Consider the following 23,163-nt stretch of genomic DNA (forward strand, 5'->3'; position numbering starts at 1 on the left):
ATGCAGAGAGTCGATTGGTCAGGCGGGCGTTCAGCTCACGAGGCTGGCGACGATCCGTTCGCGCAGCCAGGCATGGGCTGGATCGCGGTGCAGGCGTTCGGGCCAGAGCAGCAGCATGTCGAAGCCCGGGATGGCCAGGGGGGGCGGCTGGACCTGGAGACCGGGATGGTTCAGGGCGATCTGGGCGGGCAGCAGGGCCACCAGATCGCTGACCAGGAGGACACTGGCCAGGGTGGCGAAGTGGGGCACCGACAGCACCACCCGCCGTTCGCGGCCCTGTTCCGCCAGCAACCGGTCAGTGACGCTGGCGAAGCCGCCACCGCTCGGCGAAACCAGCGCCTGATCCAGTTGGCAGAAGGTTTCCAGGGACACAGGTTGCTGCAGCGCCGGATGGCCGCGCCGGCCCGCCAGCAGATAGTGTTCGGTGAACAGCAGCCGCTGACGCAGACCCGCTGCGGCGGTATCGGCCACGTCCAGCGCCAGGTCCAGGCGATCCCCCTCCAGTTGCTCGGCGAGCAACGCCGGCTTCTTGTCCAGCAGCGCCAGGCGGATGCCGGGCGCCTGCTGGCGCAGGTCAGCCAGCAGCGGGGTGAGCAGGGTGGTGGCACTGTGGTCGCTGGCGGCGATGCGCCAGGTTCGCTCGGCGCGAGCCGGTTCGAAGGGGGCGGCCGGTGCCAAGGCCTCGTCTAGGGCTGCCAGCGCCTGGCGCAAGGGTTCACGCAGCGCCGCCGCGCGCGCCGTGGGTCGCATGCCGCGCGGCCCAGGTAGCAGCAGAGGATCGTCCAGCAGCTGGCGCAGCCGACCCAGCTGCAGGCTGACGGTGGGCTGCGCCAGATTCAGGCGGCGCGCGGCGCGGGTGACGTTGAGTTCCACCAGGAGGGCGTCGAGAGTCACCAGCAGGTTGAGATCGAGGCGGCGCAAGCTATTGTGCATGGCAATGGCTACTGTTTCGGTAATTCATTTCCAGCATAACTCCGCCGTCACCTAGCCTGGCCACCTTTCCCTCGAGAGGTACGTGCCATGAAGGTCCTGCTGGTCTACGCCCATCCCGAACCCCGATCGCTCAACGGTGCGCTGCGCGACTTCGCCGTGGCCCATCTGCAGGCGGCCGGCCATGAGGTCCAGGTCTCCGATCTCTATGCCCTGCACTGGAAGGCCACCCTGGATGCGGCGGACGCGCCACACCTGGCGCCTGGGGCACGCTTCGATGCGGTCCTGGATTCTCGGCAGGCCTATGCCGCCGGCCAGCAACCGGCGGATATCGCCGCCGAGCAGGCCAAGTTGCTGTGGGCCGATGTGCTGATCCTGCAATTTCCGCTGTGGTGGTTTTCCTTGCCGGCCATCCTCAAGGGCTGGGTGGAACGCGTCTATGCCTGCGGCTTCGCCTATGGCGTCGGCGAGCACAGCGACACTCACTGGGGTGACCGCTATGGCGAAGGCACCCTGGCCGGCAAGCGCGCCATGCTGGTGGTGACCTGTGGCGGCTGGGCCTCGCATTACAGCGAGCGCGGCATCAATGGCGCGCTGGATGACATCCTCTTTCCCATCCAGCACGGCATCCTCTTCTATCCCGGCTTCAGCGTGCTACCGCCGTTTCCGGTCTATCGCACGAGCAAGCTGGACGCCGCCGGCTTCGAGCGACTGTGCCAGGCCTATGGGGCACGGCTGGATGGACTGGTCACGGACACGCCCCTGGCGTTCCGGCGGCAGAATGGAGGGGATTACGAGATTCCGGCACTCACCCTGAAGCCCGAGCTGGAGCCGGGGCGGACCGATCTGGGGATTCATCTGCGGGAGGAATGAGGGCTGGCGCGGCCATGGTTTCCATGGCTCGGGGCCCAACGGCGGGGCTGGGCCTTGGGTGGTGTTGGGCTTCGCTGGCGCTCAGCCCAACCTACGAAGCGTCCCTCACCCCAGCCCTCTCCCAGGGGGGGAGGGGGCGGTTACATGCGGTGTATGGACTGCAGTGAAGTTGACCTTATCAGTGGAAAACGCTCTGCGGTTTTCCACGCTACGGAGCGAGTCTACCGGGTTGAGCCGAAGGTTGGGTTGAGCGCAGCGAAGCCCAACGGTGCCTAGGATTGAACATCCTCGTTGGGCTTCGACGATGGAGCCGTCTCAACCCAACCTACGTGACTACGACGCTTCAGTGGAAAAGGCTGCGCGGTTTTCCACGCTACCGGCTGTAGGGTGGACGACGGCGCAGCCTCGTCCACGCGAATCATTCAAGGCAAGTCGCCTCAGTCGGCTCTCTTGCTGTCTACCTGATCCAGGCGGCCGCCGCGGAAGGTAAGGAAATGCAGCATGCCGTTCCAGGGACCGTAGGCCCATTCCTCGACGAATTCCACCTGGCGATAGCCATAGCCGTCGGTGACCTGGCGTTCGCCCAGGGGCGTGACGCTCAGCGGCTCGCCGCACTTGCCGCGAACCTCGTGGGTGGTGGAGCCGGTGGAGACCAGGGCGCTGCCGCAACGCAGCGACGCGGCCTGGCTGGTGCCGGTGGCGAGCAGGAGCAGCAACAGCAGGGGGCGCAGATTCATTGGCGCTGGAACTCGATGCGAGTGAGGCGGTTGGCTTCGAAGGTGAGGATGTAGTTGGCGCCGTTCTTCGGGCCGTACACCCATTCCTCGATCACCGCCTCGCGGCGTTCGTTGCGGCCCAGTTCGTAGCCCACCAGGTCGCGGTGGGCGGGTTCGCCGCATTTCTGCAGCACTTCGAAGGCGCGATCGCCCCGGCTGACCAGGGCGTTGCCGCACCTCATGGAATCGGCGGCGGCGCCGGTGACGACCAGCAGGGTGAGGGCGGCGAGTAGGCAACGCATGGGGGTCTCCTGACCGGTCAGAGCACCCCGAGCTGCAACTGCGCGGCCGTGGGCGATTCACCGGATTGGGCTTGAGTGCTGACGTCCAGCAGATAGACCCGCTGGGCATCCAGTTTCGCCGTGTCCACCAGATAGGTCTTGATGGCGCCCGCGCGCTGCTGGGCCAGGCTGCGCAGGAGGCCGTCGTTGCCACTCCAGGCTTCAAGCACCGCCTGGCGCAGGCGCGCCGTGCGGGGGGCATCGTCAAGACTATCCCATTCCTGCGGGGGTTGCGCCTGCAGTCGCAGGCGGTACAGGCCTTCCAGCAGGGGCGCGCGCATGGCGGCGGGTACCTGCAACTGGCTGGGATCGGCGGGGACCTTGTCGCCGCGACGCTGCAGCAGGTTGAAGTACTGGGTCTGAAAGTCCTTTTCCAGCTGGCTGGCGGCCAGGGCGCGACCATCGCTGGCGGCGCCGGCATGGCCCCTGACCTCCACCGTCAGCTGCGGCCGCTGGCGCAGGGCCGCGGCCAGTTTGTCCAGCTCGCCGCGGGCCTGGGCCGAGAGCGTGGTGCTGCCGGCGGCGAAGTCGATGGCGCTGAGATCCGCCTCGTGCCCGCCAACCAGTCCCGCCAGCATGCGGAAGGGCGCCTGGACGGCGCGGCTGAGCACATTGCGCAGGGTCTGCCAGACCACCGGCATGACGCTGAAGTTGGGATCAGCGAGATTGCCCGCCACCGGCAGGCGCAGGTCGATGCGACCGTGGCTGTCCTTGAGCAGGGCCACCGCCAGGCGCACCGGCAGGTCAACGGCGTCCTTGCTGTCCACCCGCTCGCCCAGTTCCAGCTGGTCGAGCACCACGTGGTTCTGCGCCTGCAGCCTGCCGTCGTCGATGCGGTATTGCAGGTCCAGGTCGAGGCGCCCCTTGCGCACCGCATAGCCGGCGAACTTGCCGGTGTAGGGCGACAGGGTGGTGAGTTCGACCTGACGGAAGTAGGCGGTCACGTCCAGTTGCTGCAGGGGATCGAGGGGATCGAGGCGGCCCTTGATCTCCACCGGGGCGAAGCGATCGACCTTGCCGGCGAGGTGGATGTCGGCCGGCTTGGAGGCGGCGGTGTCCAGGGTGCCGATGCCGCCTTCCAGCGACTGGATGTTGGTGGCGAAACCAGGTTTGAGGCTGTTGTCGGCGAAGTCGGCGCTGCCATCCTTGATGGTTACTCCGCCAATGCGGATCTGCAGCGGTGGCGAGCTGTCCTTCGACGCGGTTTTCGGCTGGGGGACCAGCAGGGCGCTGAAGTTGTTGCTGAGGTCTTCGTTGATCACCAGGGTGCCATAGGGCTTTTCCAGGTCGATCTTGTCGATGACCAGCTGTTTGCCAAGGGTGAAGGCGATGCCTTGCAGGTCCAGCAACTGCCAGCGCATGAAGTCCTGCTGGTGCAGGGTGTCGAGCACATGCACCTGGGTGACCTGGGCCGCGCCGCTGACGGTCAGCCCCAGCGGCTCGCCCGGGGCCAGGGCTACCTTGAGCCGGCTGGCCAGCTGGCCGCTGCGGATCTCCAGACGCACATAGGGGCTGAGATAGGGCTGGGCCTGACGCAGGTTGAGTTCGTCGATGCCGACGTCGAAGCTGCCCTGCAGGGGCGTCAGCGCCAGCTGGCCGCTGGCGGTGATGCGGCCGCGATCACCGAGGGTGGTCTTGAGCTCCAGGCCGAAGGGCTTGCTGCTGGCGGTGTCGAAGCCTTTCACCGCCAGGTCCAGGCCGCTGAAATAGAGACTGGCCGGCTCCTGGGGCACGCGGTCCACCAGGTGCAGCTGGTTATCGCTGAGCTGGGCGTCGTCGAGCTTCACGCGCCACGCCGGGCCACTGCTGGGGGCATCGCTGGTGGGGAAGAGCTGCTGCCAGTCGAGCGTGCCGTCCTGTTCGCGATTGCCCCAGGCATCCAGGCCGTTGCCGCGCAGGCGGGCGATGCTGACTTCGCGCTTCTGCAGATCCAGCCCGATACCCTCGGCGGCCAGGCGCTTGAAGCTGGCCTTGGGTTCGGCATTCACCGCCTGCACGGCGACGTCGTCCAGCGCCAGGCGGCCTTGGCTGAGTTGCAGTTGCAGAGTCTTGCTCAGGTCCAGGCGGTAGTGGGCGCTGGCTTCCAGGCGCCCCTTGCCCAGCGCCAGCGGCAACTGGTTGCGCACATAGGGCCACCAGGGCGCGAGGCTGACGCCCTTGAGGGTCAGGTCGCCTTCGCTGCGCAGCGGCAGGAGATCCAGGCTGCCCTTCCAGGTGAGCTGGCCGCCCTGGGCGGTGGTGGCGGTCATGGCCAGTTGGCCCGGGGTGTCGCCGCTGCGAGTGCGGAAATCCTGCAGGGTGGCATCCAGGGGGGTGAAGGTGGCTTCCACCGGCTGGGCGCCCTGGGCATCGAGGAAATGCAGCCGGCCACCGACCAGGGCAATGCGCTCGATGTGCACCGGGAAGGGCTGGCCCGGCTCCGCATCCGCCGGGGTCGGCGCGGCGGTGGCGGTGGGGTCGCTGCGCCAGAGCTGGGCCAGATTGACCTGGCCACCCTTGGCAATGCGCAGATCGACCTGGGGCTGGTCGAGGCGCACCTCGGTCAGGTGCAGGGTCCGTCGCCAGAGGCTGTCCCACTGCACATCGGCCGAGAAGCCTTCGGCCACCACCACGGGGTGCTCCGCCGGACCGATCAACAGCTTTTCGGCGTGCAACTGCAGGGTGAAGGGGTTGAAGCTCAGGGCCTGCAGGCTGGCCGGCTGGGTGAGACGCTCGGCCAGCGTCTGGTTGAGGTAGTGCAGGGCGAGGCGCGGTCCGGCCAGGAATCCGAGCAGACTGTAGAGGGCCAAGAGCACGAGCAGCACGAGGCTCGCTTTCACAATTCTGGGCATGCAGGCATCTAGGACGGCGAAGGTGCCCGGATTATGGCACGGCACCTTCGCCAACGAGGGCGGTGGCCGTCCAAAAGCACTGCTGGCTATGGGAGTCATCAGGGCCACGACTACAGGAGCGGCTGCAGAATCGCTCACAGTTTCGCCAACCCGGACGAGCGGAGCGGGCGCGCGACCGATCAGGGGTCAGGCGGACGGGAAGGCTTCTGGTAGAGGCGCCGAGGCCTGTGCCGAAGGCTCTAACACGGCACTTTGCCATGATCCGCCCGTCGCTCCGGATTAAGTTTGACTTAAGGACTGCCGACTAGTCTCGCGAACAGGTTGCATTCTCAGGGAGGGGGACACGGCGACGGGCTCAGCGGCTCGCGGCGTGACGACAGGACGGCCAGGGCAACCGCGAATCGAGAAGCCGCGCCGCCGGGAGTCGCAGATGTCCAGTCCGATCCAGCTCCATTCCATCCAGAAGAAGATCCAGTTCCTGCGCACCACCTTCAGCTACGTCGGCTGGTCGCTGTTCGGTCTGCTGCTGTGGGACGTGGCGGTGACGGTGGACGCCATGCTGTTCGTCGACGAGCGCTTCGACCTGCCGCTCACGCCCCTGACCCTGCTGTGCTCGGCGCTGGTGGTGCTGATCAGCTTTCGCAACAGCAGCGCCTATGCCCGCTGGTGGGAGGCGCGGACCCTGTGGGGCGCCATGGTCAACAGCTCGCGCAGCTTCGGCCGCCAGGTGCTGACCCTGATCGACGACCAGGGCAGGGCGCAGAACCGGGTCAAGGCCGTGCTGCTGCGTCGGCACATGGGCTATCTGCATGCCCTGCGCGCCCAGCTCAAGCGCCAGGACCCGGCCGCGGCGGCCGCGCCCTATCTGGCCCGCCACGAATTGGCGTTGGCCGACGGCAGCCTCAACTTCGCCAACGACATCCTTGCAGGCACTGCCGAGCTGATCGCCAGCGAATACCGCCAGGGCCGGCTGGACAGCATCCGCCTGGCGCGGCTGGAAGAGACCCTGGTGGACATGTCCAACTGGCAGGGCGGCATGGAGCGCATCGCCAACACCCCCTTGCCCTATCCCTATGTCTGCTTTCCGCAGCTGTTCAGCTTTCTGTTCTGCATCGCCATGCCGCTGGGCCTGGTCTCGACCCTCGGCTGGTTCACCCCGCTGGTGTCGACCGTGGTCGGCTTCATGCTGCTGGCGCTGGAGCGCATCGGCAGCGATCTGCAGGCGCCCTTCGCCGACAGCCAGCACCAGATCACCATGGACAAGCTGTGCGCCACCATCGAGGCCAACCTGCTCTCGATGCTGCGGCCGCGCAGCGAAGAGGGCAGCGCCGTGGCCCTGGCCCAGCCCGAAGTCGACGCCTTGCCAAGCCGACGGGTGGCCTGACCGGCGGCGTTACCCAGGAGGCGTCGGGTCGCCAGGCTGCAAAACGTGCGGAAAGTCCCGCGCCAGAGGCATTTCTTTCCTGAGGGCACGGCACTAGCGCCGCTTCGCTCCGGTCACATTTTGCAATCTCCCCTGGCAGCGGTGGTTGGCTGGGGCCCAGCGGGTCATGCCGTGGGTCGCTGGCGGGCCGGGGCGAGAGGTGCCGTGGGGCCTGCGTCCCGCGACCTATATCTCGCTACGGATGCCCGCTCATGTCCGAAACCCGTTCCCCGACCGCCGGGGCCAGCGCCGAACCCTCTCGCCGCGCGCGCCATGCCCTGGATGCCCTGAACTTCACCCTGGCCGACGTCCGCGACGGCCTGGGGCCCTATCTCGCCATCTACCTGATCGCCGTGCGCGGTCCGGGGGAGGGCTGGAACGAGGCCACCGCCGGTTTCATCATGACCCTGGCCGGCATCGCCGGGTTGATCGCCCAGACCCCGGCCGGCGCCCTGATCGACCGTACCCGCCACAAGCGCCTCATGGTCGGTGTCGCCGCCCTGGTGGTGACCGTCTGCAGCGTGCTGCTGCCCTTCGTCTCCAACTTCTATGTGGTGGCGGCCACCCAGTCGCTGGCCCATGCCGCGGCGGCCATCTTCGCCCCGGCGCTGGCGGCCATCACCCTGGGTATCGTCGGGCCCAAGGCCTTCACCCGGCACATCGGCCGCAACGAAGGCTTCAACCACGCCGGCAACGCCGTCTCGGCGGCGCTGGCCGGTGGCCTGGCCTATTTCTTCGGCCCCACCGTGGTGTTCTGGCTGATGGCGCTGCTGGCGGCGGCCTCCATCGTCGCCATCGTCCGGGTGCCCCAGGACGAGATCGACGATGACCTGGCCCAGGGGCTGGGTGACGAAGTCGGTGCCCGCGACGCCAAGCCGGTGTCGGCCTGGCAGGCGCTGCTGGCCAATCGCAAGTTGCAACTGCTGGCGCTGCTGGCCGCCATCTTCCACCTGGCCAATGCCGCCATGCTGACCTCGGTCGGCCAGCAGCTGACCCATATCGTCGGCAAGGACAGCGCCACCTCGCTGGTGGCCGTCTGCATCGTCGCCGCCCAGTGCGTGATGGTGCCGGTGGCCATCCTGGTGGGGCGCAAGGCCGACGTCTTCGGGCGCAAGCCGATCTTTCTCTTCGCCTTCGCCGTGCTGGCGATCCGCGGCGTGCTCTACACTTTTTCTGACAGCCCCTACTACCTGGTGGCGGTGCAGCTGCTCGACGGCATTGGCGCCGGGATCTATGGCGCCCTGATGCCGGTGATCGTCGCCGACCTGACCCGCGGCAGCGGACGCTTCAACGTCAGCCAGGGCGCCATCGCCACCGCCCAGGGACTGGGCGCGGCGATCAGTGCCACCATCGCCGGGATCATCATCGTCCGCTTCGGCTACGCGGCGGCCTTCACCACCCTGGCGGCCATCGCCGCGGTAGGCTTCGTGCTCTATCTGCTGCTGATGCCGGAGACCCGCGACGAGCACGTCGCCGGGGACGCGGCGCGGTCGAGCGGCTCGGTGGTGGGAGGCTGAAATGACACGCCAAGATGAGTTTCTTGCCTTCGCCCATATCGGCGATCTGCACCTGACCACCGCCGAGGCGGACAATGCCCGGGCGCTGCAGACCCTCCTGCAGCGCCTGCGCGGGCGCAGCGAACTGGATTTCGTCTATCTGCCCGGGGACAACGCCGACAACGGCACCGCGGAGCAGTACCGGCTGCTCAGGCGGTTGCTGGACGACTTTCCGCTGCCGATAACGGTGATCACCGGCGACCACGACATGGAGGGCGGCGATCTCGGGCCCTTCTACGCCGAGTTGCAGGTGCCGCAACTGCCTTATGCCAGGGAGGTGGGCGGCGTGCGTTGCCTGTTCCTCGACATGTGTGGACCGGGCACCGGCGGGCCGGATTTCCGCCTTGGCCGCGAGCAGGTGCAATGGTTGGAGCAGGAGTTGCACCAGGCGACCCGGCTGGAGCAGCGCTGCGTGGTCTTCATGCACAGCTATCCGGCGGACCTGCAGGGGCCCGGCGAGGCCGAGCGGGTGGCGCGGCTGCTGCACGAGGGCCCGGTGCGCCTGGTGGAGATCGGTCATACCCACTACAACGAACTGGCCCACGACGGCGGCGTGCTCTATGCCGCCTGCAGATCCACCGGCCAGATCGAGGAAGGCGGTGTAGGATTCGCGCTGGTCACCCTGGACGGTCCGGCGGTGAGCTGGCGCTTTCGCGAATTGCCCGACGGCTGGCCCTGGGTGCAGATCACCGCGCCCGGTGATGCCCGCCTCAACGGCGCCGGCGTGGCCAAGGTCCGCGAGTGCCGGGTGCTGGTGCTGGCCGAGAGCGACCTCACGGCCTGCGAGTGGCAATGCGACGACGGTCCCTGGTGGCCGCTGCAGCCGCTCGGCAAGGGCCGCTATCAGGGGGACCGACCCGTGCCGGAGGGCGTCCGCCGGTTGCGGGTCCGGGTCCGGGATGCGCAGGGCGGCGAAGACCGTGACGAGGTGGAGCTGAGCGCTCATCTCAGCCCCGTCGCCGCGCCCGCCGACTGGGGTTCGGATCGTACCCAACTGGGTGAATGGCGGGCCAGGGGCGTCCTGGGGACCCAGCTGGGGCCCAATCGCAATGGCCGCAAATGGTGAGGTCGGCCAGGCCGGCTTCGCGAATCGACTAGAAGGAACAGCGCTTTCATGGGGTCCATCATCACCACTCCCCACGTCCTGACGTGGGTCATCGCCGCCCTGGCCACCCTCGGGGTGGTCTCGCGGCCCTTCGGTCTGCCGGAAGCGCTGTTCGCCGTCGCTGGCGCCGCGCTGCTGGCAGTCTTCGGTCTGTTACCGCTGGACGGCGTCTGGCACGGGATCGCCAAGGGCACCGACGTCTATCTGTTCCTCATCGGCATGATGCTGCTGGCCGAGATCGCCCGGAAGGAAGGGCTGTTCGACTGGGTCGCTGGCCATGCGGTGCGCGCGGCCAAGGGGTCGGCGCTGCGGCTGTTCGCGCTGGTCTATGGCGTCGGCATCCTGGTCACGGTGTTCCTTTCCAACGACGCCTGCGCCGTGGTGCTGACCCCGGCGGTCTACTACGCCACCCGCGCGGCGAAGGTGAAGAATCCGCTGCCCTATCTGTTCTCCTGCGCCTTCATCGCCAACGCGGCGAGCTTCGTGCTGCCGATCTCCAACCCGGCCAACCTGGTGGTCTTCGCCGAGCACATGCCGGAGCTGAGCCGCTGGCTGGCGCTGTTCACGGTGCCGTCGATCCTGGCCATCGCCGCGACCTTCCTCACCCTCTGGGCGACCCAGGCCAAGGTCCTGCGTGCCGAGCGGTTGTCCGAGGGGGGCGCGGTGGAGGCGCTGCCCACCACCGGACGCATCGCCGGCTGCGGTCTGATCCTGACCATCCTGGTCCTGCTCGGCGCCTCGGCGCTGGATCTTGAGCTGGGTCTGCCGACCTTTCTCGCCGGCTTCGCCACCTTCCTGGTGGTGGTGGCCTGCAAGCGTGGCGGCGGCCTGGAGTTGCTCAAGCACATTTCCTGGGGCGTCCTGCCGCTGGTGGCCGGGCTGTTCGTGCTGGTGGAAGCCCTGGAGACCACCGGGGTGCTGCAGGCGCTGGCCAATCAGCTGCAGGCCGCCGCCCAGGCGACCCCGGAGCGCGCCGCCTGGGGCGCCGGGCTGCTGGTGGCCTTTGGCAGCAACCTGGTCAACAACCTGCCGGCCGGCCTGCTGGCCGGGGCGGCGGTGCAGACCGCCCATGTCTCGGAAAAGATCGCCGGTGCCGTGCTGATCGGCATCGACCTCGGGCCGAACCTGTCCATCACCGGCTCGCTGGCGACCCTGCTGTGGCTGGCCGCGCTGCGCCGCGAAGGGCTGTCGGTGAGCTTCTGGCAATTCCTCAGGCTGGGCGCCGTGGTGATGATTCCGGCGCTGGTGCTGGCGCTGGCTGCCCTGATCCATCTCTGACGGACGGTCACGGCTTATCCTCAGGCAAGGCGATTTTTGCCCTCTGCCTGGGGCACTATCGGCATACCTCTGCTACGAAGAGCTGCCCATGGCCATCGCGCGCTACACCGGCTTCGCCCAGGCCCTGCACTGGCTGACCGTCGCCCTGCTGTGCCTGCTGCTGCCCTTCGTCTGGGTGGCGGAAAACTTTCCGCCCGGACCGGTGCGGACCCTCTGGTACCTGCTGCACGAATCCACCGGGATCTCGGTGTTCCTGCTGATCCTGATCCGGCTGACCTGGCGCTGGCGGCATCCGGCGCCGCCGGCCCATCCCCGTGACGGTCGTCTGCTGCGGCTGCTCGCCGCGCTTAACCATGGCCTGCTCTATGCCGTGCTGCTGCTGATGCCGGTGACCGGCTACCTGATGGCCGGCCAGGGCCAGCCGGTACCGGTGTTCGGGCTGTTTTCCCTGCCGGGTTTTCCCCGGCATGAAGCCCTCGGCATCCTCGCCAATCGCATCCATGTGGCTGGCCAGTTCGCCGTCTATGGGCTGGTGATCCTGCACGTGACGGCGGTGGTCTGGCATGTGGCGATCCGCCGCGATGGCACCCTGGAGCGGATGTTGCCCGAGCAACGGCTTTAAGGCGTCAGCTCCCTTCCACCCGCTGCCGGTCGCGTTCCAGCAGGGCCGGCAGGGTCTCGCGCAGGTGGTCCACCAGGGTGCGGATCTTGGCGTCGAGAAAGCGCCGCGACGGATAGAGCGCATGGATGTCCAGGGCATAGAGCCGGTGCCCCGGCAGCACGCGCTGCAGGCGGCCACTGGCCAGGCCGGCGACCGCGGCGTACAGCGGCAGGGCGCCGATGCCCAGGCCGCTGGCCACGGCTTCGGCCAGGGCATCGGCGGTGTTGACCTGGAAGGGCGGTCGATCCACCGCCACCTCGGCTATGCCCTCCGGCCCTTCCAGCAACCAGCGATCCGGCGCCATGGCGCGATTGACCAGCCGCAGGCAACGATGCCCGACCAGCTCCGCCGGGGTGGTCGGCCGGCCCTGGCGCTCCAGGTAGGCGGGCGCCGCGCAGAGCACGCTGTGGGTGCTGCCCAGATGCGCCGAATGGAAGGCCGAGTCCGGCAGACCGTCGGCCAGGATCAGCGACAGGTCGTAGCCTTCCTTGAGGATGTCGGTGAAGGTGTTGGTCAGCTGCAGATCCAGGTCGACCTCGGGATAGCGCTCGCCGTAGCCGGCCAGGCTCTGGATCAGATAGTGCTGGCCGAGGCCGGTCATGGTGTGGATGCGCAGCCGGCCACGCGGCACGGCCAGGGCATGACGGGCCTCGGCATCGGCTTCATCGAGGTCGGCGAGGATGCGCTGGCAGCGCACCAGGTAGCGTTCGCCGGCTTCGGTCAGGCGCAACTGGCGGGTGGTGCGGTGCAGCAGTCGGGTCTGCAGGTGCTGCTCCAGCTGGCTGACCGCCCTGGATACATAGGCGGTGGTGAGTTCCAGCTGGCGCGCGGCGGCGGTGAAGCTGCCGGTCTGGGCCACGCAGGCGAAGGCGCGCAGATTGAAGAGATGATCCATGGACGGGGCAGGGCGGTGGAAAGGGCCATTGTGGGCCATTACCCGCCCGTTGGTTAAGGCTCTTTGCTGCCATACCCGGCTTAATCCGGGCGGGCGAGGCTTTCTAGAATGGCCGCCGAGGCGCTGCGCCTCCCCCCTTCCGCTCGCTCTCGTCGTTGCCCAGCATGCCTCTCGCCTCACCGCCACTCGCGCGGCCCGCCGCTGCCTTCTCCCGTACCCGCTGGCCGGGCCGCAACGCCTGGCGCCGTGCCGCTCGCGAATGGGTGCGTACCGATGGCCAGACCTGGGCCTTTATCGCCAAGGCGCTACTGGCCGCGGCCCTGGCGCTGTGGCTGGCCTATCGCCTGGAGCTGCCGCAACCGAGCACGGTGCTGGTCACCGTCTTCATCGTCCTGCAGCCGCAGAGTGGCCAGGTGCTGGCCAAGAGTTTCTATCGCATCCTCGGCAGCCTGGCCGGCCTGACCTTTACCGTGGCCGCCATCGCCCTGTTCGCCCAGGAGCGAGTGCTGCTGCTCGGCGCCCTGGTGCTGTGGATCGGCTATTGCACCCGTGGCGCGGCGCGCTATCGCGACTTTCGCAGCTATGCCTTCCTGCTGGCCGGCTATACCGCCTGCCTGGTCGGACTGCCGGCGGTGGCCCAACCCCAGGGCGCCTTTCTCCAGGCGATCTGGCGTCTGCTGGAGATCGCCTTGGGCATCTGCTGCGCCGGCGTCGTGAGCGTGGCGATCCTGCCGCAGACCACCCGCGGCGTCCTGCGCCGGACCCTGGCGCAGCGCCTGCGCGATTTCCTGGCCATGGCCCATGACGGTCTGCTGGGCCAGCTCGACGGCGAACGCTTCGCCGGGCTCAGTGCGCGTTTCGCTGCCGACTCCGTGGGCTTCGAAAGCCTGCGCAGCGCCAGCGTCTTCGAAGAGCCCTATCTGCGCCGACGCAGCGGACGGCTGGCCGCCCTGGGCAATCGTCTCATGCTGCTCAACACCCGCTTCCATGCCCTTCATCAACTGCTCGACCGTCTGGCCGGACGGCCACCGGCGGTGCGCCAGGCGCTGGCGCCCGCCCTGGGGCTGATCGCCGCCGCCCTGGCGCCGGGCCTGGGTCACCTGCCGGAAGAGCGTGACCTGCGCCGCCTCAGTGAGCGCCTGGCCGGGGAGCGCGAGATGCTGATGACGGCGATCCGCGACGGTCGCCAGCAACTGGGCCAGACAGCGCCTGGCGCCGCAGTCGATCGCCTCGACTACGACACCGCCGCCGAACTGCTCTATCGCTTCGCCGAGGACCTGCACCTGCTGCTGAATACCCAGCTGGAGCTGGACCTGCCGACCAGCACCGCGCCCAAGACGCGCGAGACCTTCACGCCGCTGGCCAGTCGCGCGGTGGCCTGGATGGCCGGGCTGCGCAGCGCCCTGGTGGTGCTGGGCGTGGGACTGTTCTGGATCGAAACCGCCTGGCCGAGTGGCGCGGCCTGCACCCTGGCGGCGGCGCTGATCTCGGCGCTGGCCTCCACCTCGGCCGATCCGCGCCGCTATTGCCTGCAACTGGCCGGTGGCACCCTGGTCGGGGCCCTGGCCGGTGGCCTGCTGCAATTCCAGGTGCTGCCCTGGATCGACGGCTTCGCCCTGTTGCTGCTGGTGCTGGCGCCGGTGTTCGCCGCCGGCGCCTGGCTGATCACCCGGCCACGCCTGGCCGGCTATGGCACCGGGCTGATGGTCTGGTTCTGCTCGGCGGCGCTGCCGGGCAATCTGCCGCGCTACGACGCCGACCTCTTCTGCAACACCTACCTGGCCTATCTGGTGGCCTGCGGCGTGGCGGTGCTGGCCGTCAGCGTGCTCTTGCCGCCCAGCCAGCCCTGGGTCTGGCGCCGGCTGGAGGCGGCCCTGCGCGAGCGACTGGTCCACGCCATCGGGGCACCCCTGGCTGGTTTGAGTGGCCGCTTCGATTCCGGCCTGCGCGATCTGCTCAATCAGGTACAGGTGCTCACCGTGGGCCAGCCGGTGGTGCAAAGGCAGCTGCTGCGCTGGACCTTCCTCAGTCTGGAGCTGGGCCACGCCATCATCGAGTTGCGCCTGGAGCAGGCCGCGCTGCCACCCTTGCCCTGGTATCGCGAACAGCGCGCCTGGCGCCTGGCGATCCGCGCCCTGGGTCGGGCGCTGGTGCGCCTGTTCCGCCAGCCCGATGCCGCCAACCTGGCCCGCGCCCTGACCGCCGTGGACCACGCCATCACCCTGGCGCACCAGGCCCAGCGCCACCTGGAGCCCAATCCGGGCGACTTCGATCGCTCGCCGCTGCGGCGCATCGCCAGCTACCTGCACTTCATCCGCACTTCGCTGCTGGCGCCGGATTCGCCCCTGGCCGGGTACCTGCCGCAGGCCCGGCCACCGGCGCGCGACGAAGGCTAGGCAGCAGGCCGCCAAAATCCGACTAGGCTTACGGACGGGGAGGGCCACAGGCCCTCTGCCATGCGACTTTCGGCACAACCAGAACAAGGCCCGCCTGCCCATGCCCGTCCGCTTCGTCCGTCCGCTGCTCTGTTCCGCCAGTTTTCTCCTGACGCCCCTGGCGTCCGCCCTGGAAGCCCCCGGTGCCCCCGGCGCCGCACCCTTCTGGTCCTATTCCGGCAAGACCGGCATCGGCACCAGCTACGAGGCCTATCGCGACGGCGCCTACAGCGACCAGGCCAGCACCGGCCGCGTCTCGCGGGTGTGGTTCTCCCTGGCCCAGGGGGTGGTCACCGAGACCATGCAGGGACTCATCCACGAGGCGCAACTGCGCGAGATGCAGCTGGTGATCCGCGGACCCGACTTCACCCACCTGGAGCGCGACGACACCGACAGCCGCATCGAATACCTGGCCACCGATGCCGCCGGCCGGCCCACCTCGCTGGCCTACAAGATCGTCAACCGCGACCGCCAGGGCCGCTACGAGATCGAAAAGCACATCTTCACCGACCCGGACCAGGACACCCTGGTCATGCGTGTCATCTTTCGCAGCCAGGACCCGCGCATCCAGCCCTATCTCTATGTCGATCCGGCGCTGGCCAACAGCGGCAGCCACGACCGCGCCGCGGTGAAGGGTGGGGTGCTCTACGCCAGCGAAGGCGAGCACGCCCTGGTGGTCAAGGCCAGCCAGCCGCTGCAGACGCCCACCGTGGGCTTCGTCGGCAGCTCCGACGGCCTCGACGACCTGCGCCGCAACGGCAAGCCGACCCAGACCTACAGCAGCACCGGCGACCAGGCCGGCAACGTCGCCATGCTCGCCAAGCTACCGCTCAAGGGCGCCGAGACCACCCTGGACGTGGTGGTGGGCTTCGGCGCCAATCCGCGCCAGGCCGAGGCGGCGGCGGATGCCACCCTGGCCCACGGTTATCAAAAGGTGCTGGCCCACTACAACGGCGAGGGCGACGCCATCGGCTGGCAGGACTACCTCGCCAGCCTCGACCAGCTGCCGCGTCTGCAGGCCCAGGCCGGCGACGGCGGCAAGCTGCTCAACGCCAGCGCCCTGGTGCTCAAGGCCCAGGAAGACAAGACCCACGCCGGCGCCCTGATCGCCTCGCTGTCCAACCCCTGGGGCGAAACGGTGCCGGCGGGCAAGGGCACCACCGGCTACAAGGCGGTCTGGCCACGGGACTTCTACCAGTGCGCCATGGCGCTGCTGGCGCTGGGTGACCGGCAGACGCCCAAGGTCGCCTTCAGCTACCTCAAGCAGGTGCAGGTGGATGCCAATACCGCGCACAAGCCGGCCGACAGCTCCGCCTTCATCCACCAGCAGAAACAGGGCGACGAGGTGCGGGCGCCGGGCGCCACCGGCTGGTTCCTGCAGAAGACCCACGTCGACGGCACCATCGAGTGGGTGGGCGTACAACTGGACCAGACCGCCATGCCGATCATGCTCGGCTATCGCCTCTGGCAGGGCGGCCTGCTGGGTGACGCCGAGATCGATCGCTGGTACCGCGCCATGCTCAGGCCCGCGGCGGATTTCCTCGCCCGCGACAGCCAGGTCAACCTGGGCTGGAACACCTGGCAGGTCAAGCCGCCGCAGACCCAGCAGGAGCGCTGGGAAGAGCAGTGGGGCTATTCGCCATCCACCACCGCGGCGGTGATCGCCGGTCTCGCCACCGCCAGCGAACTGGCGCGCCATGCCGGCGATGAGGCCAATGCCAGCCGTTACCGCGACACCGCCCGGCGCTATTCCGGCCAGGTGGAAAAGACCATGGCCACCACCCAGGGCAGCCTGGGCGCCGGCAACTACTATCTGCGCATCACCCAGAACGACGATCCCAACGACAAGGGCAAGCTGGTGGACAACAACAGCCGCCCGGGCCTGCCGGAGGACCAGGTGCTGGACGCCGGCTTCCTCGAACTGGTGCGCTACGGCGTGCGGCCGGCGAGCGATCCCCTGGTACAGAAGAGCCTGGCGGTGCTGGACGACGAAGGCCTGCCGGAGAATCTGCGGGTCAAGTACAGCTTCCAGTACCCGGGGGTGAACGGCACCTTCCCCGGCTGGCGGCGCTACGGCAACGATGGCTATGGCGAGAGCGAAAGCTCCGGCATCAATTTCCCCGCCACCGAGCAGCCGGTACCCAACTCCGGACTGCGCGGCCGGGTCTGGCCGATCTTCACCGGCGAACGCGGCCATTACGAGCTGGCGCGTCTGGTCCTGCAGGGCAAGCCGGATGCGGCAGCGCTGGGCAAGCTGCGTGACACCTACGTTCGCGGCCTGGAACTGTTCGCCAACGCCGGCCTGATGCTGCCCGAACAGGTCTGGGACGGCGTAGGTGACAACCGGCGCCACGGCTACACCCAGGGGCAGGGCACCGATTCGGCGACGCCGCTGGCCTGGTCCCATGCCGAATACGTCAAGCTGCTGCGCTCCCTGGCGGACGGCCAGGTATGGGATCGCTACCCGTTGGTGGCGCGGACACTGGCGCCCTGAAGCAAGCCAGTTGTCGGATCGCGAGCGCTGCTAGCGCTCGCGATCCGATAGCAGCTCTGGTCGATTTTGCTTCAGCCAATGCGTGACGTGCTGGAGCAGGATCTCGGCCTGCTGCAAGGCCTCCTGCGCCATCGAATCGCTGACTAGATCGCCCGAGTAGTCGATGACGTTGCGTTGCTTGCGCAAGGTATCCAGTACCAACATCGTCGCTGTATCAAGCTCGATGGTCCGGGGTAGTGACTGGATCATGGTCTGATGGTGACCGGGGCGGCTAGTGAGGGTCCGATAGCCATTGGCCTGAAGCGCTGCGTTCGCGCCCTGCATGATTGCCTTGTAGGCCAGATCGAAGCGGCTTTCGCTGCTCAGTATTGGCAGACAGGCATCGGTCAAGCTGCGTTGCGCTGCCTCCAGCAAGCGCTGGATGCTCGCAGGGTCCGGTGTGATCGCCTCAAGACTCTTGCCGAGCAGATTATCCAGGGTCATCTGTCTTTCCTTGTGACAGGTACGAAGCGTCGCCGATGACGAACACCTTGGGCTTTTCCAGCAGGTCCGTGATGAAGGCTCCTCCTTCCGCCAACAGCCTCTGCCATTCCTCTCGCTGGTATACCTTGGGATTGATCTCGCGCCCAAGCGTCTCCTGACAGGGATAGAGCACTGCCACTGCCTCGCGGAAGGTCACGGTACCCAGGATCATGAGGTCAATATCGCTTCCAGCGCTTGCTTTGCCGCTAGCCATCGAGCCGAAGACGAAAGCTGCCGATATTTGGTCTGCAATGGGGCTCAGCGCCTCGGCTAGAATATCGGTCAGGCCACTGGTCTTGCGCAAGATGCTCGCCAGCTCTTCGAAGATGGGGCACTCCCGATTGGCGCGATAGTGCTGTTGATTACCCACGCGCGTCTTCACGGCCAGACCTGCCGCGACCAGCTTGACGAGCTCACGGCTCAGGGTGCCAGACTGGGTCTCGGTCAAGCGCGCGATTTCGCGCTGATGGTAGCTGCTCTCCGGATGGAGCAGAAGAAGCGCCAGGACCTTGCGGCGATAGTCGGGAAATAGAACGGAAGCAAGGGACATAAGAAATTCGTTTGCTGCCTTTTGGGCTGCAATTGAAGCCTAAAAGGCAGCAAACAGCCAGTGCGATTGCCCTTGATGTATTCCAGCGCCTGAGCAGCCGACCAACGGTAGCGCGTTACCAATGCCTGTGCCAGGGCCGCTGAGCCAGGGCAACGAAACGTCGACCCCAAGGGAACGCCTGTAACAAGACTTGTCTGATGGGCGTTCTCGCGCTTTGCTGAGGCAGCGGATCCTTCCGCTCGTCGCTGTTCTCCTTTCTTTCCGGTCCCTCTGCCCTCGGTCGCGTACCGCGCGGTAGCGTGCCCGGCTGTCGCGCTTTTCTCTCGCTCGCTCCGGCGACCGCTCCGGTGGTCTGGGGGCGTGTCTTTGCCGGTTCCTGTCAAGAAGGTCACGGATATGACTGACGTCGCTCTCCCCATCGCCCTCTACCTGGGCACCCTGGTGCTGCTGGCTTTCGCCCTGCGCCGCAGCCCGCTGCTCACCGAGGAGACCCTGGCACGCTCCTCGCCGCTGGATGCCCTGCGCGGCATCCTCGCCACCGCCGTGGTCTGCCTGCATTTCGTGCTGACCTATCACCTCAAGGCCGAGGGCCAGTGGCGCGAACCCGACAGCGACCTGCTCTACAACATGGGCGTGGTGCCGGTCTCGCTGTTCTTCATGATCACCGGCTACCTGTTCTTCGGAAAGGTCTATCGGCGCACGCCGGACTGGAGCGAACTGCTCCGTTCACGGGTGCTGCGGGTCATGCCGCTGTATCTCTGCGTGGTGGCCGTGGTGGTGCTCTTCACCCTGATCCGCACCCACTTCGTCATCGCCGACGGCCAGCACTTCATGCTCGAACTGCTCAGCTGGGAGCTGTTTTCCGGCTTCAGTCTCAACGGCCTGGAAGAGAGCGGCTGGATGACCGCCGGCGCCCACTGGACGCTGCGCTACGAGGCGCTGTTCTACCTGGCGCTGCCGCTCATCGCCGCGCTGTTCAATCGCCGTGGCTTCGGCCTGCCGCTGCTGGTCTCGGCGCTGCTGGTGGGTGGCCTGGTCGCCGCCGGTTATCACTATCACGTGCTGGGCGCGCGCTTCGGCCTGCTGTTCCTGCTGGGGTTTCTGCCGGTGTTCGTCAAGGTCCATCGGCCGGCGCTGCTGGCACGCCTGCGCACGCCCCTGGTGGCCGCGCTGTCGCTGGCGCTGGTGGCTTACGCCATGACCCAGCCGGACTACAACCTCAGGCAGATGCTGGCGCTGGCGTTGCCCTTCGCCGCCATGGCCGCCGGCAACGACCTCTTCGGCCTGCTGCGCAGTCGCGGCCTCAAGGTGCTGGGCGAGATCAGCTACAGCCTCTATCTCACCCACGGCCTGCTGCTCTACGGCCTCTTCACCCTGCTCAACCTGGGTTCGGTCGAGACCCTGGGTACCGTCGGTTTCATGGCCCTGCTGCCGCCGGTGCTGGTGCTCGCCTGCCTGCTGTCGATGCTCAGCTACCGCTGGATCGAGCGTCCGCTGATGCACCTGGGAAGGGCGCCACGGCCTCGGCACGTGCCGGCGTAAGCGCCGGCGCTGCCCCGGGATACTCCAGCAGAAAGGCCAGTGCCTGGGCGCAGGAGGCTTCCACCTTGAGCGCCAGCAGGTCGTCCGCGCGGGTCCGCCCATAGCCCAGGGCGGCGATGGGCAAGCCGGCGCGGGCCGCGGCCTGGGCGAAGCGAAAGCCGGAATAGACCATCAGCGACGAGCCCACCACCAGCAGCGCATCGGCGCGGCCCAGGTGGGCGAAGGCGCGCTCCACCCGCGCGCCGGGCACGTGTTCGCCAAAGAACACCACGTCCGGCTTGAGCAGAGCCCCGCAGCGTGGGCAGTCGGGCACCCGGAAACTCATGAAGTCCACGCCTTCCAGATCGGCATCGCCATCCGGCGCGGTAGCCGCGTCCAGCGCTAGCCAGTCGCCATTGAGTTCGCCCAGCCACTGCTGGAATTCCTGGCGCGGCAGGCGTAGCTCGCAACCTAGGCAGCGGATCTGGTCGAGGCGGCCGTGCAGGTCGATCACCGCCTCGCTGCCGGCGGCCTGGTGCAGCCGATCGACGTTCTGGGTCAGCAGCATCTCCACCTGGCCACGCCGCTCCAGGGCCGCCAGGGCCTGATGGGTGGCGTTGGGCCGCGCCTGGCAGAAGCGCGGCCAGCCGATCAGGCTGCGCGCCCAGTAGCGGCGGCGCAAGAGTTCGTCGCCGACGAAGGCCTGCAGGGTGACCGGTTGCGGGCGCTTCCAGGCGCCGTCGCGGTCGCGGTAGTCGGGAATGCCGGAATCGGTGCTGCAACCGGCACCGGTGAGCAGGAAGATCCGCTCGTGCCGGGCGATAAAGGACTGGAGCTCGGGCAGGGACATCGGGCACCTGGAGTTGCGGACGATACCCCCAGCTTGGAAAGGGTTATGCCGGGAGGCAAGCCGCAGCTGACGAACGTCCTGCCCGTCGCGCGGCGCTCCGCCCGAAGGCAGCCTTGCTAGAACACCGGGACGTAGATGTAGATCTGCGAATCCTGGGCATCCACCCCGGTGAAGGCCTCGGTGTAGTGCTCGAAGCAGGCGCCCGGGCGGGGTTGCAGGCCGCGCGCCGGCAGCAGCTCGGCGAACAGTCGGCCGAGGCTCTTGGCCACGCTGGGCGCGGTGCCCAGGTGCACGTAGCGGGCATAGCGGCCTTCCGGCAGTTCCTGGCGCACCATGCCGGCGGGCAGGGGCGCGCCCGGCGCGGTGGCCACCGCGGCCAGGTAGTGCATGGCGCCGGCCTGACGCCAGCTCAGGCCATACCATTCGGCGTCGCCTTCGCGGCCGGTGATTTCCCCGGCGCGGTCGGCGAAGCGCCGCCAGAGGGCGGCGATGTCTTCGCCCTGGCCAGGCTCGAACAGCAGACCGGTCACTTCCAGGGCGGGATGGTCGACGATTTCCAGCGACATGGGACAGACTCTCTCGAAGATGCGATGAAGGCCGCCACCTTACTCCAGCGGCGCCTCGCGGTCAGCCTGGGCAGGGCATAAGCGGTCAGGCGAAAGGTCGCAGCGGACCCGTGGCGCCATTCCGGTTCGCCGGGTGTGTTCCTAACGGCTGCCCATTCGGCGAGTGCACCTGCTGCGCCACCCGGGCGCCAGGCTGGGGTTTAGCGGTCCTCGGCAAGCGCCTGGGTCAGCGCCAGGCCCGCCAGGCGCGCGCTGGCCAGCAACCGCTCCGGACTCTGCCCATGGCGGGCACTGGCGGAGAGCCCGGCCATGGTGGTGATGACGAAGTCGGTCAACTCCTGCGCCCGTTCTGGCTTGCAGGCGGCGACCCGGGTGCGGATGAGCGCCTGGGCCGCCTGGTGGTAACGGTCGGCCGCCGCGCGGGCCTGGGGATCGTCGGAATGGGTGCCCTCCAGCACCAGGCAGCCGGCCGCGCGGGGATCGACGGTATAGCTGCGCGCCACCTCTTCCAGCACCTGGGTCAGGACCTCCGCCAGGGATAGCTCGGCCTCCAGGATGTGCTGCAGCAGCACGGCGCCCGTCGCAATGTAGCGATCGAGCACCCGCTGGTAGAGCTCGAGCTTGCTGCCGAAGGCCGCATAGAAGCTCGGCGGCCTGATCCCGAGCGCCTCGGTCAGGTCGGCGACGCTCACCCCGTCGTAGCCCCTTTCATGGAACAGGCGCTGGGCCTGGACAATGGCCTCGTCCGGATCGAAACGGCGGGGCCGCCCACGGGGTGCGGATTTATTTGTAGTGTTCATTACAAAAATACTTTGACAGCAAACGGGAGAGGCTTATTGTAGCACTCACTACATTAATCAGGAGGCAGATCCATGAGCAATTTCGCAGGCAAGAAGATCCTGGTACTGGGTGGCAGTCGCGGCATAGGCGCCGCCATCGTGCGGCGCTTCGCCGCCGAAGGTGCCCGGGTAACCTTTACCTATGCCAGTTCCGCTGACGCCGCCCTGGCCCTCGCCGCGGAGACCGGGAGCACCGCCGAGCTGACCGACAGCGCCGACCGCGACGCGGTGATCGCCCGGGTGCGCGCCTGTGGTCCGCTGGACGTGCTGGTGGTGAATTCCGGCGTGGCGCTGTTCGGCGATGCCCTGGAACAGGATCCGGACGCCGTCGATCGCCTGCTGCGCATCAATGTCCAGGCGCCCTATCATGCGGCGGTCGAGGCGGCGCGGCAGATGCCGGCAGGCGGGCGGATCATCGTCATCGGCTCGGTGAATGGCGATCGCATGCCGTTGCCCGGCCTGGCCGCCTATGCCATGAGCAAGTCTGCCCTGCAGGGGCTCGCCCGTGGTCTGGCGCGGGACTTCGGTCCGCGCGGCATCACCGTCAACGTGGTGCAGCCCGGCCCCATCGATACCGAGATGAATCCGGCCGATGGCCCCATGAAGGAGCTGATGCACAGCTTCCTGGCGATCAAGCGCCACGGCAGCGCCGACGAGGTGGCCGGCATGGTCGCCTGGCTGTCCGGCCCCGAGGCCGGCTTCGTCACCGGTGCCATGCACACCATCGACGGCGCCTTCGGCGCCTGATCGAGCGTGCGACCGGCGCCGAGCGTGGCG

Annotated in this window: 20 protein-coding genes; 10 read left to right on the forward strand and 10 right to left on the reverse strand. The window is 68.0% G+C overall.

Annotated features, from left to right (window positions below; genetic code table 11):
• Positions 1-30: 30 nt before the first annotated feature.
• Positions 31-933, reverse strand: a complete 903-nt coding sequence (locus tag QE444_RS06030) for a LysR family transcriptional regulator (protein WP_309737544.1) — start codon at positions 931-933, stop codon at positions 31-33.
• 87 nt (positions 934-1,020) lie between these two features.
• Here QE444_RS06030 and QE444_RS06035 point away from each other — a divergent pair, with 87 nt between their 5' ends.
• Positions 1,021-1,803, forward strand: a complete 783-nt coding sequence (locus QE444_RS06035; protein ID WP_309737545.1) for an NAD(P)H-dependent oxidoreductase — start codon at positions 1,021-1,023, stop codon at positions 1,801-1,803.
• 437 nt (positions 1,804-2,240) lie between these two features.
• Here QE444_RS06035 and QE444_RS06040 read toward each other — a convergent pair whose 3' ends face one another.
• From QE444_RS06040 to QE444_RS06050, 3 genes are read right to left on the reverse strand one after another with little or no spacing between them, the layout of a single operon-like run.
• Complete coding sequence (locus tag QE444_RS06040) at positions 2,241-2,540, reverse strand: DUF2845 domain-containing protein (protein WP_309737547.1); 300 nt, start codon at positions 2,538-2,540, stop codon at positions 2,241-2,243.
• Complete coding sequence (locus QE444_RS06045; protein ID WP_309737548.1) at positions 2,537-2,821, reverse strand: DUF2845 domain-containing protein; 285 nt, start codon at positions 2,819-2,821, stop codon at positions 2,537-2,539. The genes QE444_RS06040 and QE444_RS06045 overlap by 4 nt, the downstream gene beginning before the upstream one ends.
• A gap of 17 nt (positions 2,822-2,838) precedes the next feature.
• Positions 2,839-5,664 (reverse strand): DUF748 domain-containing protein, encoded by a 2,826-nt coding sequence (locus QE444_RS06050; RefSeq protein ID WP_309737549.1) that lies wholly within the window; start codon positions 5,662-5,664, stop codon positions 2,839-2,841.
• Positions 5,665-6,121: 457 nt separating this feature from the next.
• On the opposite strand from QE444_RS06050, the gene QE444_RS06055 reads away from it, so the two are divergent.
• The 5 genes from QE444_RS06055 to QE444_RS06075 all read left to right on the forward strand — a co-directional run bounded on the left by QE444_RS06055 (position 6,122) and on the right by QE444_RS06075 (position 11,675).
• Positions 6,122-7,075 carry a bestrophin family ion channel gene (locus tag QE444_RS06055; RefSeq protein ID WP_309737550.1) on the forward strand — a complete coding sequence of 318 codons (954 nt, stop codon included), beginning with the start codon at positions 6,122-6,124 and terminating at the stop codon, positions 7,073-7,075.
• Between the two features lie 251 nt (positions 7,076-7,326).
• Positions 7,327-8,631: an MFS transporter gene (locus tag QE444_RS06060; protein ID WP_133862212.1), complete on the forward strand. Its 1,305-nt coding sequence runs from the start codon at positions 7,327-7,329 to the stop codon at positions 8,629-8,631.
• Position 8,632: 1 nt separating this feature from the next.
• Positions 8,633-9,736, forward strand: a complete 1,104-nt coding sequence (locus QE444_RS06065) for a metallophosphoesterase (RefSeq protein WP_309737551.1) — start codon at positions 8,633-8,635, stop codon at positions 9,734-9,736.
• 48 nt (positions 9,737-9,784) lie between these two features.
• The gene (locus QE444_RS06070; RefSeq protein WP_309737552.1) at positions 9,785-11,053 is read left to right on the forward strand and encodes an arsenic transporter; all 1,269 of its coding nucleotides are present in this window, start codon (positions 9,785-9,787) and stop codon (positions 11,051-11,053) included.
• A gap of 88 nt (positions 11,054-11,141) precedes the next feature.
• Complete coding sequence (locus QE444_RS06075) at positions 11,142-11,675, forward strand: cytochrome b (RefSeq protein WP_280310759.1); 534 nt, start codon at positions 11,142-11,144, stop codon at positions 11,673-11,675.
• A 4-nt stretch (positions 11,676-11,679) separates the two neighbouring features.
• Here QE444_RS06075 and QE444_RS06080 read toward each other — a convergent pair whose 3' ends face one another.
• Positions 11,680-12,609, reverse strand: a complete 930-nt coding sequence (locus QE444_RS06080; RefSeq protein WP_309737553.1) for a LysR family transcriptional regulator — start codon at positions 12,607-12,609, stop codon at positions 11,680-11,682.
• A gap of 164 nt (positions 12,610-12,773) precedes the next feature.
• Here QE444_RS06080 and QE444_RS06085 point away from each other — a divergent pair, with 164 nt between their 5' ends.
• On the forward strand, positions 12,774-15,005 hold the full coding sequence (locus QE444_RS06085; RefSeq protein WP_309737554.1) for an FUSC family protein: 2,232 nt from the start codon (positions 12,774-12,776) through the stop codon (positions 15,003-15,005).
• A gap of 100 nt (positions 15,006-15,105) precedes the next feature.
• The gene (locus tag QE444_RS06090) at positions 15,106-17,538 is read left to right on the forward strand and encodes a glucan 1,4-alpha-glucosidase (RefSeq protein ID WP_309737555.1); all 2,433 of its coding nucleotides are present in this window, start codon (positions 15,106-15,108) and stop codon (positions 17,536-17,538) included.
• A gap of 30 nt (positions 17,539-17,568) precedes the next feature.
• Here the strand turns inward: QE444_RS06090 and QE444_RS06095 are convergent, their stop codons facing one another.
• Both QE444_RS06095 and QE444_RS06100 read right to left on the reverse strand, forming a co-directional pair.
• Positions 17,569-18,021: a DNA-binding protein gene (locus tag QE444_RS06095; RefSeq protein ID WP_187981109.1), complete on the reverse strand. Its 453-nt coding sequence runs from the start codon at positions 18,019-18,021 to the stop codon at positions 17,569-17,571.
• Positions 18,008-18,610, reverse strand: coding sequence for a nucleotidyltransferase domain-containing protein (locus QE444_RS06100; RefSeq protein WP_187981110.1), 603 nt, complete (start codon positions 18,608-18,610; stop codon positions 18,008-18,010). The genes QE444_RS06095 and QE444_RS06100 overlap by 14 nt, the downstream gene beginning before the upstream one ends.
• 396 nt (positions 18,611-19,006) lie before the next feature.
• On the opposite strand from QE444_RS06100, the gene QE444_RS06105 reads away from it, so the two are divergent.
• A complete protein-coding gene (locus tag QE444_RS06105; protein WP_187981111.1) occupies positions 19,007-20,152 on the forward strand; it encodes an acyltransferase in 1,146 nt (381 codons plus the stop codon).
• Here QE444_RS06105 and QE444_RS06110 read toward each other — a convergent pair.
• The 3 genes from QE444_RS06110 to QE444_RS06120 all read right to left on the reverse strand — a co-directional run bounded on the left by QE444_RS06110 (position 20,079) and on the right by QE444_RS06120 (position 22,347).
• Positions 20,079-20,981, reverse strand: a complete 903-nt coding sequence (locus QE444_RS06110; RefSeq protein ID WP_187981112.1) for an NAD-dependent protein deacetylase — start codon at positions 20,979-20,981, stop codon at positions 20,079-20,081. The genes QE444_RS06105 and QE444_RS06110 overlap by 74 nt on opposite strands.
• A 116-nt stretch (positions 20,982-21,097) precedes the next feature.
• On the reverse strand, positions 21,098-21,547 hold the full coding sequence (locus QE444_RS06115; RefSeq protein ID WP_133862204.1) for a GyrI-like domain-containing protein: 450 nt from the start codon (positions 21,545-21,547) through the stop codon (positions 21,098-21,100).
• Between the two features lie 200 nt (positions 21,548-21,747).
• Positions 21,748-22,347, reverse strand: a complete 600-nt coding sequence (locus QE444_RS06120) for a TetR/AcrR family transcriptional regulator (protein ID WP_187981113.1) — start codon at positions 22,345-22,347, stop codon at positions 21,748-21,750.
• Positions 22,348-22,419: 72 nt separating this feature from the next.
• Between QE444_RS06120 and bdcA the strand changes: the two genes are divergently transcribed.
• Positions 22,420-23,133 (forward strand): SDR family oxidoreductase, encoded by a 714-nt coding sequence (bdcA, locus tag QE444_RS06125; protein ID WP_309737556.1) that lies wholly within the window; start codon positions 22,420-22,422, stop codon positions 23,131-23,133.
• The last annotated feature ends 30 nt before the right edge of the window (positions 23,134-23,163 follow it).

Origin of the sequence: Pseudomonas sp. SORGH_AS_0199, assembly GCF_031453735.1 — a bacterium.
GTDB lineage: Bacteria > Pseudomonadota > Gammaproteobacteria > Pseudomonadales > Pseudomonadaceae > Chryseomonas > Chryseomonas aestiva.